Genomic DNA, 15,498 nt, shown 5'->3' on the forward strand with positions numbered 1-15,498 from the left:
GATGAGATGAATCATCAATATCAAGTGACGATCTTTCGTGCAGAGCAGTTACAAAAACTGCGTAATGTGAGGATTCTATCCCCTAGTATCATTCAGATTATTACAGGCAGTAAGCGCCTGTTTTGGAAAGATTCAGCGGCAGAGCTCTCACATTCTGAGCTGTTGTTGTGTGAGGCATCAGCTTCACTAAGTTTTGATAACATGCCCCACAAAGGGCGCTTCTTGTCGCGAGTGTTCAGCTTTCAATTCCAACCTTCTCAGGCGATGCTTGATTTAAGTGAGGAACGGTCGAATGATCTGGGACTGCCTACGGTGAAAGTGGATCGAAACTTACAAGACTCACTCAATGCGTTGTTTTCGTTTGATAGACAGAGCATGAGCAAAGAGACTCAACAGTTTTGGTTGCAGGGCTTGTACCAGCAATTAGCTGAAAAAGGGGTGTTGCATCTATTGTTTGTCAGTGCCAACGTCTCGTTTAGCCAAAAGCTCAGCCATTACCTTTCACATTCACCAGATGAGAAACATCCATTAGAGTCGGTGGCGGAGCGATTTGCGATGAGCCGAGGGACATTGATTCGGAAGCTCAAACTGGAAGGCATGCAATATCGAGAGGTACTGGCTTAAGTTCGCTTGAGTCACGCGCTTTATCTGATGCAAAACGGACAGCAGAATGTGGCGATGTTGGCTCAGTCTTGCGGTTACCAATCGGAAGGGCGTTTTAGTCAGCGCTTCAAAGGGAAGTTTGGTTTGTCGCCAAGTGAATACATCAAAACCGTCGTCAGCCATAGAGTCGCGACGCCATAGTCATTATGTTTGGCTTAAACGCTCACTTTCTTATCTCGTGCTGCCAATGCCGCGAAAATCGTGCACGCAAAGGCAACAGATGCGATCAACAGAATCGGCACACTCCAAGAATCTGTCTGAGCATGAAGCTTACCCACCAGCGTTGGACCAGTGGCTGCCAACGCATAACCGATTCCCTGAGCCATACCCGACAATGATGCGGCTTGGCTGCTATTCGATGTACGCAAGCCAACAAAAGAGAGCGCGATAATAAATGTCGAGCAGTTGGCTAATCCAAACAGTCCCACCCAAAAGATCGCAAACTCAGGCAAATACAGAAGACCAATCAATCCAACAAATACACTCGATGCACACAGAGTGATGAGCCATTGTTGATTGTCACTTTTGGCTAAGAATGGCAGTAACAGCAGCCCTGGAACCATAGTCGAAAACTGCAAAAATCCATAAATGTAGCCTGCGTCGATTTCGCTGTAGCCAAGATCGTTCAAGATCTGTGGCAACCAGCCAGCCAAAGAGTAGAAGGTAAATGAGTTAAGCCCAAGCGCTAACGTTACTTGCCACGCTACGCCGCTTTTAATCATCTGTTTCATCGGCAGAGGTTTGTCTTGTTGCTTGTTATTGCTGGCCGAAGATGAGCGTTTTCTGATTTTAGGCAACCAGATCATCAAAGCTAATATTGGAAATACCAAGTTCATTAACAGCGCTAATTGCCAACCCGTGATCGTAAATAAGGTTAGATTTGAAAACGGCACCATCAAACTTGAGCCTAACGTCGACCCGATGCCCATCGTAAAGATGTACAGAGAAGTCACAGTAGCGATGCGTGTCGGGAAGCTAACTTTCACTACTACAGGCAACAACACATTACCAATCGCGATACCAAGCCCGATCATCACCGTGCCGATATACAAGGTTGGGGTTAACCCAGCAGAGCGCAGTGTAATACCCGTAGTGATCAGAACTAAGCCTAATAACAGGCTAGGCTCTAGACCAATTCGTTGGGATATCTTGGTGACTAATGGTGAGAATAAGGCAAAAGTTAACAGTGGCAAAGCTGTTAAGAAGCCAGCAGCCGATGACGTAAGGTTGAGGCCTTCCATAACCTGAGAAAGCACAGGAGCCAAGCTCGTAAAAGGCCCACGAAGGTTAAGTGCTAGGAATAGAATCCCTAACATCACGAAAATGCTATTACGAAGAGAGGCGCTCATAGGTTGTTCTACTGTTTGCTTATGAGAAGACAGGCTAGCCTACAGATCATTGAATGATTACACAAATACCGTTTAAATAGGTTTACTAATGATTGAACCTGCGCAGTACGCGCTTAGCCAGAAAAGTCACCCATGACTGTATTAAATATCGACAAGCTCATCTCGGACTTCCCACTGCTTCAACAATTGATTGCATTGGAAGAAGTGGTTTGGTTTAACCCAAATGTGACGACTCTGGAGCGCGGTTTGCTTTATGTGGGTTTAGGCGAACAAGATATTCACGATGCGAGCATGAGGCTGCAAAGGTTTGCTCCTTATCTAGCCAAGGCGTTTCCTGAAACTCAAGCGACCAATGGCATCATCGAGTCTGAGCTTATTGACATTCCATCTATGAAATCAGCATTGGGAGCACATTATCAGCAGCCTATAAAAGGGCGTTTGATGATGAAAAAAGACAGCCATTTGCCAATTTCAGGCTCAATCAAAGCTCGCGGTGGTATTTATGAAGTACTAGCGCATGCCGAGAAGCTTGCGATTGAAGCCGGGTTACTGTGTGAGAGCGATGACTACAGTAAGTTGCTCGAACCTGAATTCCGTGACTTCTTCCAACAATACAGCATTGCGGTAGGCTCCACAGGTAATCTAGGCATGTCGATCGGTATCATGAGTGCAAAATTGGGCTTTACTGTCTCTGTTCATATGTCGGCAGACGCGAGAGCTTGGAAGAAAAGCAAACTTCGTGAGCATGGTGTCAACGTTGTTGCAAATATGAGCTGCTAAAAAGATAAGTCATGATAGAAGAGTGTTGTTTATAGCTTGTACACACTCTTTCTCACCTCTAAATCCCACCTTAATTCAAACAATAACTTGCACAGATCGTTATCCAAAACACACATTTTATAAATTAAGCTTCTTAGATGTTCTAACTATCAGTTAGGTTGAGTGGCATTCAACTTGATAGGGATTGAGCAATGCAGACGGACAAAGTGATACAGACAAGACACATAAACACACCAGAAAAATTACTCCAGCGTTTAGATGCGATTGGGGAGTCTTTGGAAGCATCGGGTAAGGCTCATGCTTTGCTGGGATTGGGCTCAGTAGGTATTGAAACAGAACGACTTGATCAGTACTCAGATGTCGATTTTTTCGCAATAGTGCAAACAGGGCACAAGCAGTATTTCTTAGACAGTTTGCATTGGCTATCTGATATTCACTCAATCGACTACGCAGTGAGAAATACCGTCGATGGCTATAAAGTTCTGTACGCTGACGGAATCTTTTGTGAGTTTGCAGTGTTTGAACCCCACGAGTTAGCGCACATTCCGTTTGCTGAAGGGCGTATTGTTTGGCAGCAACATGAATTTGATACACAGTGTTGTGTTTCACCAATAAAAGGGGAGACAGACACTAATTCCCAAGATTGGATCATTGGTGAGGCTCTAACCAATCTTTATGTGGGTATGTCTCGTTATAACCGAGGCGAAAAGCTGTCGGGCAGTCGGTTCGTTCAATCTTACGCACTCGATCGTTTGATCGATCTTGTGGATCAAACTGAACAGTCTGAGCCTGAATTCGTTGATGAATTTATGTCGGATAGAAGGCTAGAAGCACGCTTCCTTAAGTTTGCCCAATTGCTACCAACCTTTACCCAAGGCTACGAGCGCACCGCTGAATCGGCACTTGCCCAACTAGCATTCCTCAACACCCACTTCGCAGTCAACCAAGCCATGTGTGACCGAATCTCTGAACTGTGTTCCAGTAAAGATTAAGCTTATAGCGTGTGAATCCCCAAGCCTAACTGACACCACCTTTCAGATGATAAGCGGCGGGCAACCTAATTGAGCTCTCGAATTATTATTCTTAAGCACTAAACCCGTACGCTTTTGTTTACTCTTCAAGACCGTGACTGTTCGTGTTTACTCCGCTTATCACTGGATGTCGTAAGCCAAATAAAATACAATCAAACAATGTTTTATTAATTCGTGCTTTATCATTATGATGAGAAACTTACTCATATTCATCGTTAGCCTGTTCTTCTTAACAGCCTGTTCTTCAACGAGTAATCATCAGCTAGACGACGAGACATTGAGCAACGAAGACGCTATGTCGAAAAGTATAGAGGGAGAGAGTAATCTCGAGACTTCAAAGGATACAAACGCTGAGACCAGCGTTGATTCTTCCCATGATTCAATCGTTAATCATCAACCACTCACTAACCTTGATTCAAATAAAGACACGATAGCTCACGCCAATGCAGAGCCAGAATCAGTGGAGCCTTCTCAAATAGAAGCGACAGAAACAACTGAAAGCGATGCTAAGAGTGGCGGTGAAAAAGGCATCGGAAGCTATTTTATTCGTCATAATAAACCGACTAAGACGGTGATTAAATCACTAGAGGGCGTGACAGATGCATTGAACGTCATGACGTTTGGGATATTTGCCACCGGTAACGGTTAAATCGTTAACTTAGAACCACAACCTAATAGATAGAATGAAACGTGAAGGCGAGCCAGATGGTTCGCCTTTTTTGATCTTCTAAATCTGGCCACCGTTCTTCCTAAGAATCGTGCTCACTTATCTGAGCGCTGAGTCAGGCGACGGTTAACGTAAATAGGAAATTATTCGTTCTGGAAGGGACTCGCCGAATTTACCCTGTTTGACTTGTTATATGCATCAAGGGTTCTAATACTCATCCCAAAGTAAGCAATGAAATCTAATCTTACAAAGACAAGCCTTATATTCACTTATGAGCATAGTAAGATGTTTGCTGTTAAGTCGGTTTGGGTTTAGTTATCAATATTCTAGGGAAGAAAAATGAAGAATAAGAGTGTGTTTTTAAGTGCCGCATTGGTGATGTTGTCAGCTCATGCAAATGCATCAGACGCGAGCCATGAGTCTGTATCAGATGGTGTTATCGCAGAACAAAGAGCTAAGCTTTCTGAAAATACCCAAGGACAAGGTTTTGGCCCGCAAGCCCCACGAGATTTGGGTTCATTAGAAGGAACCAATACCAGGCTGTTCTCGGATGCCCCTGATTCAACAGCGATGAACTTATGTAATATTCACTTCCATAAAAATGCTGAGCATAAAGGCGGCGAGTTTACTCAATACGCTGGTAACGGTGATGGTAAGGGATTCCAGAGTGGCTTTAAATACACAGGCAAGCTGAGTTCTGCTGAGCTGAAACCATTTGAGAGCAAGGTTTGTCCGAGCGAGCATGGTTCTTTGCATTCGGGTGACACCATTGAAGTTCACTATGTTTATTCAACGGCGCAAGTTGAACCGGGTGAAACATTGGGTGCTTGTTTTAACGACGCAATTACCAACCCGCAACTGCGTGTAGAAACCCAAGTTTACGTATTAGTGAATGACGACAGAGCACTCGACTTTGAAGCGCTCGCTAAACATTCAAAAGTGAACGGCTTACACCAAGCACCAAACATCCCACAAGATACTGGCTCAGCGATCCAATACGCAGGCTCTACAACGGGTCCTGGTTATAATGAGCAAGGTTCACCTTTCCAAGTAACATGGAGCGTTAGACCACAAGTCGCGAAAGTAAATATCGCGACAGTAGGTAGCTGGTGTGAAGGCAATGACTTTAACGAAGATCACGCCCACGGTGTGAGAAACTTGGTGGTTAACCCCGAGTTGTTATCACCCATTCGTAACGACTAAACGATTCTGGCGAACAAAATGATTAAACCGATGGGTTCGCCTTTTTAGTTGGATATAAATGCCATCGTTTAAACAGAGACTTGTTTGTTAGTCACAATGGTGCAATTATTTAACGAGTGATATTACTCAGATGCATGTCTTATGATGACTATCGAACAACAGCTTTCTCGGCTGGATCTAAACTTATTGGTGTCGTTAAGTGTTTTAATCAAAGAGAGGAACGTAACGCGAGCTAACGCCAACTGATAAACAGCCTGTGGTTCGAATGAACCGAGACACTTACTACTCAATGGCTGTGATTAACGTTTCACAGGGCGCGACGATTACGCTACCTGAGATTCCTGAAGGCAAATACATGTCGATGGAAGTGATTACAGAAGACCACCGCATTCAGCCAATGCAATACGGTCCTGGTACGTTTGATCTTTCTACTCACAGTGGTGACCACGTGTATGTAATCGTTCGTACCGACGCGACGTTCACCAAAGATGAAGTTCATAAAATCCAAGATCAGATGAGCATAGATGCAAAAGCAGACGCCGAATTCATGGCAATGCAAGTGGATGAGAAATCATTCGAGAAGGTCGAGAAAAACCTTAAGATGGAAATGCCAAAACTACTGAAACGCGATGGTGCTCAGGCGACGTTTGGTATGTTTACCAGCCCTGAAGATGCTTCAAAAGAGATGTTTACCAAAGAGAAGTACGCGGTGGGTGCGGCTATCGGTTGGGGTGGCGCGCAGTTAGATGACAATATCTACGAAGTCTCTGGCAACTTCCCAGCAGACACTTGTCATCAGGCAACCTTTGATGATCCTAAGAACCAAGCGTTTTGGTCGGTAACGGTCTACAACAAGCAAGGTTTCATGTTTGGTGAAGTGGCGAACGTAAGCTCAAACACGGCTGAGAAAAATGCAGACGGCACTTACACCGTAAGCTTTGGTTGTGGTGATGATGCAGTAAACAACATCAAAACAGAAAACGATTCTGGTGTGTTTAACTTAGCTTTCCGTCATTACATTCCAAGCCAAAAAGTACGTGATGGATTCCGAGTGCTTCCTTACGTGAAAGCAGTGAACTAATGTTGCGATAGTCGTACAACGATTATAGATGCGCGTTATTACCAAATGGCAATAACGCGCTTTTTTATGGATTCTATTTCATTTCTTGCTTTCTTAAGTGTAGAAACACAAAGGGCGACTCAAAAATGGTCTAACTTTGATTATACGCAGCGAGCCTCAGTTCAAATAAATCAATTAAACCTTCTTCCATCGATACTTTCAGTTGCACCACGCATTTGATCGAATTTAAACCCGCTGACACCTTATGTGATAACGCTTCCAGTTATCTTTTCAGCCTCTAAAGGGAACAAATACCACAACCAGCGTTATAAAAAGCGATAGCCGTGGAGTGTTATGAGTCCTATTTGAGGTGTATAGTTATAGGTAATTCATTGGGTTATTGAATATTTAAGTTATCAAAAGATGCGGATGTCATGAAGAAAAACGGATTTACTTTAATGGAATTAATCATCGTGATCGTGATACTCGGAGTATTAGCGGTAACGGCTGCTCCAAGATTCCTTGGTATTCAGGAATCAGCGAGAGAAGCGGTACTTGAAGGTGTTGCGGGTGCGATGGAAGGCGTGATCACGCAAGTGACTTCTAAAGCTATTATCGCAGGGCTTGATCCTGACGCAACAAACCCAGGTGATCAGAGCAACTACGTAATCGATTTTGGTATCGGTAGTGTTGAAGTCGACTGGGGAACACTTTGTCCCGAAAGCCGAGGGGAGTCGGGCGACAAATTGACGATGATCGACTTTATGACCTTATCAGATGATGACAGCCTAACTTCTGATTTTGGTAATCGACACACTGTGATTGGGTATGACTACGACTTTACCCAAGCTGAATTAGATAGCACGAACATAACGGATGCTGATCTAGAGACGCGCCAAGGTTGCTTTGTTCTTTATGACTCTTTTGGCAGAACAAATGGCAGCCAATGTCCTGATGAAGGATGTGAGTGTACAGTCCGTATTGTTAACAACAATTGTTAAACCGAACCCTGTAACTGATTTTAAGACTTCGAATAAAAAGCGCGTTATCGCCAATGGCAGTAACACGCTTTTTTGTATCAGTTTATTGGTTTATCTTAATTTGCTGTTACCGCATCTGCTGATGGCAAGTCGCGCTTCTTAATCACGTATCGCAAACGAAGTAACATCAGAGCGGCTGACACACTCAAGCCCGTTAGAATACCAATCCAAAAGCCTTCTTCACCCATTGCTGGAACAATGTGGTCTGTTAAGCCCAACACCATACCCAGTGGTAACGCTAAGCCCCAGTATGAAGCGATAGCTAAGATCATCGGGATCTTAGTATCTTTATAACCACGCAGAGCACCATTTGCAGAGGTTTGCAGAGCATCACTGAATTGGTACATAGCGGTAAAGGTCAATAACACTGCCGCTGTTGCACTGATTACTGGGTCTGTCGTGTAAAGCCTAATGATTAATTCAGGGAACAGTAGGAACATTGCTACCGACAGCAACGAGATTAACGCTGCAACTAAGATACCGACTTTACTACGCTCAATCGCGCCAAGTTCATCTTTTTCACCCAAAGCGTGCCCAACACGAATCGTAATACCAAAAGAGATACTCATCGGAATCACGTAAGTCAGGCTCGAAATGTTGAGTGCAATTTGTGCGGCTGCTACGTTCTCAGCGCCAATACGACCAATCATCAGTGCGATTACCGCAAAGATGCTGCCACACACTGCAATGTTCATCCCGATAGGTAAACCTAATCTTAGAAGGTGAAGCATCTCTTTTGCTTTTGGCTTCGCATATGAAAAGTTGATGATGGTCTTGTAATGGTGATGACCTTTAATGTAGGAATACAGCATTCCTGACATTAACCAATAAACCAAGCTTGTCGCCCAACCACAACCCACAGCGCCCATTTCAGGGAACCCAAATTTACCGTAGATAAGCACGTAGTTGACCGGAATATTCACCAATAAACCAACCACAGAAATGATCATTGGTACTTTGGTGTTGTTCATACCTTCACAGAAACCATTCAAGGTATAGAACAGGGCAATCCCCGGCACACCAAAGGCTAAGGCAAACGCATAGTCACTGCCGATAGGGATGATCTCAGCGGCAACCCCAATCCATTCTAAGATCGGTTTCGCACTCACCAAGTAAGCGATGAGTAATACGCTAGCAATTAATGCCAACCAAACCATTTGGAAGAATTCAACAGAGATACTTTGAAAGTCACGTGCGCCACGGTGGTAAGCGACAACAGGCGTTAGCGCCATAATCACGCCACGCAGTAGCAGCAATACAGGAATCCAAAGGCTAGTGCCGAGTGCAATTGCGGCGAGGTCGGCAGGGCTTACTTGGCCAGCCATTGTCGTATCGACAAATCCCATCGCTTGGGTCGCTATTTGAGTCAAAATGATTGGAACCGAAAGATGCATAAGTGCACCCGATTCACGAGTAAAAGGACGAAGTTTCGTTAGCATGGAAGTTCACAACACCAATATAAATACACGAATGATGGCAGGATGGCCGGTGTGTATTTTAGGATGTGCCCCGTTGGGCGGGCGACAATATAAACACCTTACCGTATAGGGTCAAGCATTGGATTTATAGAGTTTAATTTGCTCCGACATTCGGATAGGTTCTGATGGTTACAACACGGGTCTAACGCACGTAAGTTCATGATTTAGTGGAAATCATACTAGACGGGTAAATTCTATATTTGCCGCGCTAATCACTAAGGTGACGGTATAAGTGGTTGTTATGGATAGATAAAGGTTAGTACAATTGATGGCATAAGTAGCTAGATAGAAGAATTCTGTATTTAAATGCAGAATTTTTCTATCTAATAGCTGTTAGGCAAAATATGAAGGAAAGTAAGAAATTGAACAAATTAATAATAATGTTATTGCTAATAGTTTGTCCTGCGGTAGCTTCAGAGCCAGCTTCTGATTTAACAATAGCTAATGAACAGATAGCATTATTAAAGCAGCAAGTGGCGATGATGAAAGAACATCAAGAGTCTTTACTAGGTACCATTCACTGGACTTTAGGTACCGTAATTACAGTCGGTATATTCTTAATTGGTTACAATTGGTTTTCTAATTTTAAAGCATATGAACGTGATAAAGAAGCATTGAAAGTAGAGCTCAAGTCAGCAGTTAACGTCGAACTCGAACATTCAAAAACAGAAGTTCATATGATCGTTGATAATATGAAAGGGGCACTGCAGACACTCGTTGACGATAAGGTTACACCGCTTTCAAGAAATTTAGAAACAAAGCTAAACTCTCGATACAACTCTTTAAACAATGATATTTTGCGGTTAAGTATTTATCGCCATGAGCAAGAGAGGTTAAGTTGGAATGAGCAAAAAGTATACGTTAACGCGTTAAGTTCTTCTCTTAATATTATAAATACGAGTATTACGTTAAATGATGAATGGTTACTAGCAACAGGTATTGATAACCTTCTTGAAGACTTAAATTCAATTTTGAAAAAAGAGTGTAATGTTTATCCTGATGCAGAGCTTATTCGTAATACAGTGATTGCTCTTGATAAACTGCCTTCTGAACACGCATTATCAGTGAAATCGAGTAAAGAAAAGATCTCACAAATATCAGCAGTTGCCTAACAAACGACTATGGCGCCAATATCAACTTGGCGCTATCTATTACACCTTTAAACCTAGAGCCGTATAAGCTTCCTACTGCCACAAAGCCAGTAGAAAAACAAAAAGACCAATCCCAAGCGTTACTTTTAGAAGCAAGCCAAGAGGGGCTCCACCTTTTGGCGCTTTATTGCAACATCCCATAATCAGTTCCTAATTCATCGTTGGTTTCACTCAACCTTAAACCTTTCCCTTACGGTAAGGTCAATGCTTTCTTAGTCATATAATCTGAAAAACAAAAAAGCGAACCAAGTGGTTCGCTTTTGTTTATCTAAAATCTACAAAAATTAGTCTTCGTAGTTGTCGATGCTTGGGCAAGAACAGATTAGGTTACGGTCGCCGTATACGTTGTCTACACGGTTAACTGTAGGCCAGTACTTCGAGTTCTTCGTTGCTTTCGATGGGAAGCAAGCCAGTTCGCGAGAGTAAGGGCGATCCCATTCTGCGCCTGAAAGGTCAACTTGTGTGTGTGGTGCGTTCACTAGAGGGTTGTTGTCTAGTGGCCATTCACCCGCTTTCACAGCTGCCATTTCGTGACGGATTGCGACCATCGCTTCACAGAAACGGTCTAGCTCTTCTAAATCTTCTGATTCAGTTGGTTCTACCATTAGTGTGCCAGCTACTGGGAAAGACATCGTAGGCGCGTGGAAACCGAAGTCCATTAGACGCTTAGCAATATCTTCTTCGCTGATGCCTGTGTCTTCTTTAAGTGGACGAATATCGATAATACATTCGTGCGCTACGCGGCCGTTAGTACCACGGTAAAGAACAGGGTAGTGAGGACGTAGTTTTTCCATCACGTAGTTCGCGTTCAGAATCGCTACTTTAGTTGCGTCTGTTAGGCCTGGTTCGCCCATCATCGCGATGTAAGCCCAAGAGATAGGTAGAATTGAAGCACTACCTAGATCTGCAGCTGATACCGCGTAGTCAGAACCTTGCACACCGTTTTCGATGTGACCTGGTAGGAAAGGTGCTAGGTGTGATTTAACACCGATAGGACCCATACCCGGACCGCCACCACCGTGTGGGATACAGAATGTTTTGTGTAGGTTCAAGTGAGATACGTCTGAACCGATGAAGCCAGGTGAAGTTAGACCTACTTGAGCGTTCATGTTCGCGCCGTCTAGATAAACCTGACCGCCCGCTGCGTGTACTTGTTCACACACTTCTTTCACTTGCTCTTCGTATACGCCGTGCGTAGAAGGGTAAGTGATCATGATGCTTGATAGGTTGTCTTTGTGCTTCTCGATTTTCTCTGCTAGGTCTGTCATGTCGATGTTGCCATCTTCATCACACTTAACAACCACTACCTTCATTGAAACCATTGATGCTGTTGCAGGGTTAGTACCGTGCGCAGAGCTTGGGATCAGACAAACGTTACGGTGAGCTTCACCGCGGCTCGCATGGTAACGTTGAATCGCGATTAGACCTGCGTATTCGCCAGATGCACCAGAGTTAGGCTGTAGTGAGAAATCGTCGTAACCAGTGATTTCACATAGCTTCTCTTTAAGATCTTTCGCTAGTGCTGTGTAACCAGCCGCTTGCTCTAGAGGTGCGAATGGGTGAATTGAACCAAACTCAGGCCATGTTACTGGAATCATCTCAGCAGCAGCGTTCAGCTTCATCGTACAGCTACCCAGTGGGATCATGCCGTGCGTTAGTGAGAAGTCTTTGTTCTCAAGCTGTTTTAGGTAACGCATCATTTGCGTTTCGCTGTGGTGCGTGTTGAATACTGGGTGAGTTAGGAACTCTGATTCACGACGGCAGTTTTCTGGAATTGCCGCAAATTCGTTTGATGCAATGTCAGAAGATAGTGCTTGAACGTCTTCTTTCACCTCGAAGATAGCGAACAATGCGTTCACGTCGTCGACTGTGGTTGTTTCATCTAAGCTGATACCGATCTTACCTTTAAGAAGGCGCAAGTTGATGTCTGCTGCTTGTGCTTTCGCGTACAGTGCATCTGTCTTCTCTTCAGAGTTGATTGTGATGGTATCGAAGAAGCTGTTGTTTGTTAGCTCGTAACCCGCTTTAGTCAGGCCAGCCGCTAGGATAGCTGTCATGTGGTGTGTACGACGAGCGATAGTACGTAGGCCTTCTGCACCGTGGTAAACCGCGTAGAAAGACGCCATGTTTGCTAGAAGTGCTTGAGCTGTACAGATGTTTGATGTCGCTTTCTCACGGCGGATATGTTGCTCACGAGTTTGCATTGCCATACGTAGCGCTTGGTTACCGTGAGTATCGATAGAAACACCGATTACACGACCTGGCATTGTACGCTTATGCTTTTCACGAGTACCCATGAATGCAGCGTGTGGACCGCCGTACCCCATAGGAACGCCGAAACGTTGTGCTGAACCGATTACTACGTCTGCGCCCATTTCGCCAGCAGGCTTAAGTAGAGCAGATGCGAGTAGGTCAGTAGCAACGGTTACTAGAGTTTTGTTTGCTTGAGCTTTCGCAATGATGTCTGTTAGGTCACGAACTTCGCCCGTTGTACCAGGGTATTGAACTAATGCACCAAATACGTCTTGCTCTGGAAGTGTTTTAAGAGCGCCAACCATTACTTCAAAACCGATGTACTCAGCACGAGTTTTAACAACTTCTAGTGTTTGAGGGTGAACATCGTCAGCAACGAAGAATACTTTGCTCTTGCTTTTACCAGCACGCTTACACAGTGTCATTGCTTCGCCAGCCGCTGTCGCTTCGTCAAGAAGAGACGCGTTCGCGATTTCCATACCTGTAAGGTCCATTACCATTTGTTGGTAATTTAGTAGAGCTTCAAGACGACCTTGAGAGATCTCTGGTTGGTATGGTGTGTAAGCTGTGTACCAGCCTGGGTTCTCTAAAACGTTACGTAGAATAACGTTTGGAGTGAATGTGTTGTAGTAGCCTTGGCCAATGAAAGTACGTTTCACTTGGTTTAGGTTAGCGATCTCTTTAAGAGAGGCCAGCATGTCCATTTCGCTTAGTGGCGCAGCAAGTGTCATTGGTTTTTCAAGACGGATTTGTGCAGGAACCGTTTCGTCGATCAGTGCGTCTAGGCTAGTCGCGTTGATCGCTTCAAGCATTTTTTGCTGGTCTGCTTTATTTGGGCCGTTATGACGAGCAACAAACTCGTTTTGAGTACCCAGGTCTTTCAGTAATTGGCTTTGAAGTAATTCAGTCATGATATGTTCTACTTTCTCTCTGGAGCCGTGAGCTAGCCCCTAAAATTAAGCTGCTCAAAAGAGCAGCTTTATCGTAATGAGGTTACCTATTAGTCTTCTTCGATAGAGCTTAGGTATTCTTCCGCATCTTTAAGGTTGTCTAGTTCAGACGCATCAGACATCTTCACTTTAACAATCCAGCCACCTTCATAAGGTTCTTCGTTGATTAGCTCTGGGCTATCTTCTAATTCTTCGTTGATTTCTACGATTTCGCCAGAGATTGGTGCGTAGATATCAGAAGCAGCTTTCACTGACTCAACTAGAGAGAAGCTTTCGCCAGCTTCGATTTCGTCGTCAGTGTCAGGCAGGTCAACAAACACAACGTCACCTAGCATCTCTTGAGCGTGCTCAGAAATACCGATAGTTACAGTACCGTCACCGTTGTCTTTTACCCACTCGTGGCTGTCTGCAAACTTTAGTGTATTGTCCATTGCTTATTCTCCAAAAATTTATGAGGTTTTAATTTAAATCTTAAAAACGGTCTAACGGTAAAGAGGGAAGCGCTTGCAAAGCTCTTTAACTTGCTTGCGAACACGTTGCTCAACTTCAGCGTTGCCTTCAGGGCTTTCAACTAAGCCATCAAGTACATCGCCGATCCATTCACCGATAAGTTTGAATTCTTCAGTGCCAAAACCACGACTGGTTCCAGCTGGCGTACCTAAACGAATGCCAGAGGTAATCATAGGCTTCTCTGAATCGAATGGTATACCATTTTTGTTACATGTGATCCCTGCACGCTCTAATGCTTCTTCAGTTACGTTACCTTTCAAGCCCTTAGGACGAAGGTCAACCAGCATTAGGTGCGTGTCTGTTCCGCCAGTCACAATGTCACAACCGCGAGTTTGCAACACTTCAGCAAGAACTTTTGCGTTGTCGATCACTGAATCAATATAAGTATTAAATTCTGGGCCAAGTGCCTCGCCAAACGCCACTGCTTTAGCCGCGATAACGTGCATTAATGGGCCACCTTGAAGGCCAGGGAACACTGCAGAGTTGATCTTTTTGTTGATGTCTTCGTGGTTAGTCAGAATCATGCCGCCGCGTGGGCCACGAAGTGTTTTGTGCGTTGTTGTAGTCACAACGTGTGCGTGTGGTAGTGGGCTAGGGTGAGCACCTGTCGCGATAAGACCCGCGATGTGTGCCATATCTACCATAAGGATAGCGCCAACTTCGTCAGCGATTTCGCGGAATTTAGCGAAGTCGATAACGCGTGGGATAGCACTACCACCTGCAATAATCATTTTAGGTTGGCATTCGATAGCGAGAGCGCGTACCGCTTCGTAATCGATTTCAAGAGTGTCGCGGTCTACGCCGTATTGAACTGCGTTGAACCATTTGCCTGAAAGCGCAGGGCGTGCACCGTGCGTAAGGTGACCACCAGCGTCAAGAGACATACCTAGGATAGTGTCGCCAGGTTGAAGTAGGGCAAGTTTAACTGCGCCGTTCGCTTGAGCACCTGAGTGAGGTTGTACGTTCGCGTATTCACACTTGAATAGCTGTTTAGCACGTTCAATCGCAATAGCTTCTACTGTATCTACGTGCTCACAACCACCGTAGTAACGACGACCTGGGTAGCCTTCTGCGTATTTGTTGGTAAGGCAAGTGCCTTGAGCTTGCATTACTGCTTTAGAAACGATGTTCTCAGAAGCAATAAGTTCGATTTGTTCGTTTTGACGAGTGTTCTCTGCTTGGATTCCAGCAAATACTGCGTCGTCAGTCGCAGATAGGTTCGTAGAGAAAAAACTGTCTAAGCTATGGTTTTGATAAGCGTTCATTGTCGAGACCTTTCATTAAGCTAATGGTGATTGTTTTTATAGTCCATTAGGTCTTACGTTGATTTCTGCATCGGTATCGTTTGCGTTATATAGGTGTA

At 44.4% G+C, this 15,498-nt stretch carries 10 protein-coding genes and 3 pseudogenes; 8 read left to right on the forward strand and 5 right to left on the reverse strand.

Translation table 11 applies throughout. The features are described from left to right. Positions 1-6 precede the first annotated feature (6 nt). Positions 7-804, forward strand: a pseudogene (locus AB4161_RS14545) (helix-turn-helix transcriptional regulator). Between the two features lie 14 nt (positions 805-818). Here AB4161_RS14545 and AB4161_RS14550 read toward each other — a convergent pair. Beyond that, complete coding sequence (locus tag AB4161_RS14550) at positions 819-2,012, reverse strand: CynX/NimT family MFS transporter (protein WP_102320431.1); 1,194 nt, start codon at positions 2,010-2,012, stop codon at positions 819-821. 132 nt (positions 2,013-2,144) lie between these two features. On the opposite strand from AB4161_RS14550, the pseudogene AB4161_RS14555 reads away from it, so the two are divergent. The 6 genes and pseudogenes from AB4161_RS14555 to AB4161_RS14580 all read left to right on the forward strand — a co-directional run. Beyond that, positions 2,145-2,774, forward strand: a pseudogene (locus AB4161_RS14555) (D-serine ammonia-lyase); the annotation flags it as partial. Between the two features lie 209 nt (positions 2,775-2,983). Further along, on the forward strand, positions 2,984-3,784 hold the full coding sequence (locus AB4161_RS14560; RefSeq protein ID WP_372083526.1) for a hypothetical protein: 801 nt from the start codon (positions 2,984-2,986) through the stop codon (positions 3,782-3,784). A 226-nt stretch (positions 3,785-4,010) separates the two neighbouring features. Next, a complete protein-coding gene (locus AB4161_RS14565; protein WP_029235242.1) occupies positions 4,011-4,472 on the forward strand; it encodes a hypothetical protein in 462 nt (153 codons plus the stop codon). A gap of 357 nt (positions 4,473-4,829) precedes the next feature. Beyond that, complete coding sequence (locus AB4161_RS14570) at positions 4,830-5,693, forward strand: delta-class carbonic anhydrase (protein WP_136973494.1); 864 nt, start codon at positions 4,830-4,832, stop codon at positions 5,691-5,693. A 226-nt stretch (positions 5,694-5,919) separates the two neighbouring features. Next, positions 5,920-6,774: pseudogene (locus tag AB4161_RS14575) on the forward strand (DUF1214 domain-containing protein); the annotation flags it as partial. 437 nt (positions 6,775-7,211) lie between these two features. Then, the gene (locus AB4161_RS14580; protein ID WP_372083527.1) at positions 7,212-7,754 is read left to right on the forward strand and encodes a type II secretion system protein; all 543 of its coding nucleotides are present in this window, start codon (positions 7,212-7,214) and stop codon (positions 7,752-7,754) included. A 95-nt stretch (positions 7,755-7,849) separates the two neighbouring features. Here AB4161_RS14580 and AB4161_RS14585 read toward each other — a convergent pair whose 3' ends face one another. After that, entirely contained in the window at positions 7,850-9,232 is a 1,383-nt protein-coding gene (locus tag AB4161_RS14585) for an MATE family efflux transporter (RefSeq protein WP_372083528.1), read from the reverse strand. 383 nt (positions 9,233-9,615) lie between these two features. Between AB4161_RS14585 and AB4161_RS14590 the strand changes: the two genes are divergently transcribed. Beyond that, a complete protein-coding gene (locus AB4161_RS14590) occupies positions 9,616-10,383 on the forward strand; it encodes an insecticidal delta-endotoxin Cry8Ea1 family protein (RefSeq protein ID WP_372083529.1) in 768 nt (255 codons plus the stop codon). A gap of 323 nt (positions 10,384-10,706) precedes the next feature. Here the strand turns inward: AB4161_RS14590 and gcvP are convergent, their stop codons facing one another. The 3 genes from gcvP to AB4161_RS14605 all read right to left on the reverse strand — a co-directional run bounded on the left by gcvP (position 10,707) and on the right by AB4161_RS14605 (position 15,400). Then, positions 10,707-13,586: an aminomethyl-transferring glycine dehydrogenase gene (gene gcvP, locus AB4161_RS14595; protein ID WP_372083530.1), complete on the reverse strand. Its 2,880-nt coding sequence runs from the start codon at positions 13,584-13,586 to the stop codon at positions 10,707-10,709. An 89-nt stretch (positions 13,587-13,675) separates the two neighbouring features. After that, on the reverse strand, positions 13,676-14,056 hold the full coding sequence (gcvH, locus tag AB4161_RS14600) for a glycine cleavage system protein GcvH (protein ID WP_017072176.1): 381 nt from the start codon (positions 14,054-14,056) through the stop codon (positions 13,676-13,678). A 51-nt stretch (positions 14,057-14,107) separates the two neighbouring features. Beyond that, entirely contained in the window at positions 14,108-15,400 is a 1,293-nt protein-coding gene (locus AB4161_RS14605; RefSeq protein WP_017072175.1) for a serine hydroxymethyltransferase, read from the reverse strand. Positions 15,401-15,498 lie beyond the last annotated feature (98 nt).

It is taken from the genome of Vibrio sp. 10N.286.51.E5 (assembly GCF_041469125.1).
GTDB lineage: Bacteria > Pseudomonadota > Gammaproteobacteria > Enterobacterales > Vibrionaceae > Vibrio > Vibrio crassostreae_C.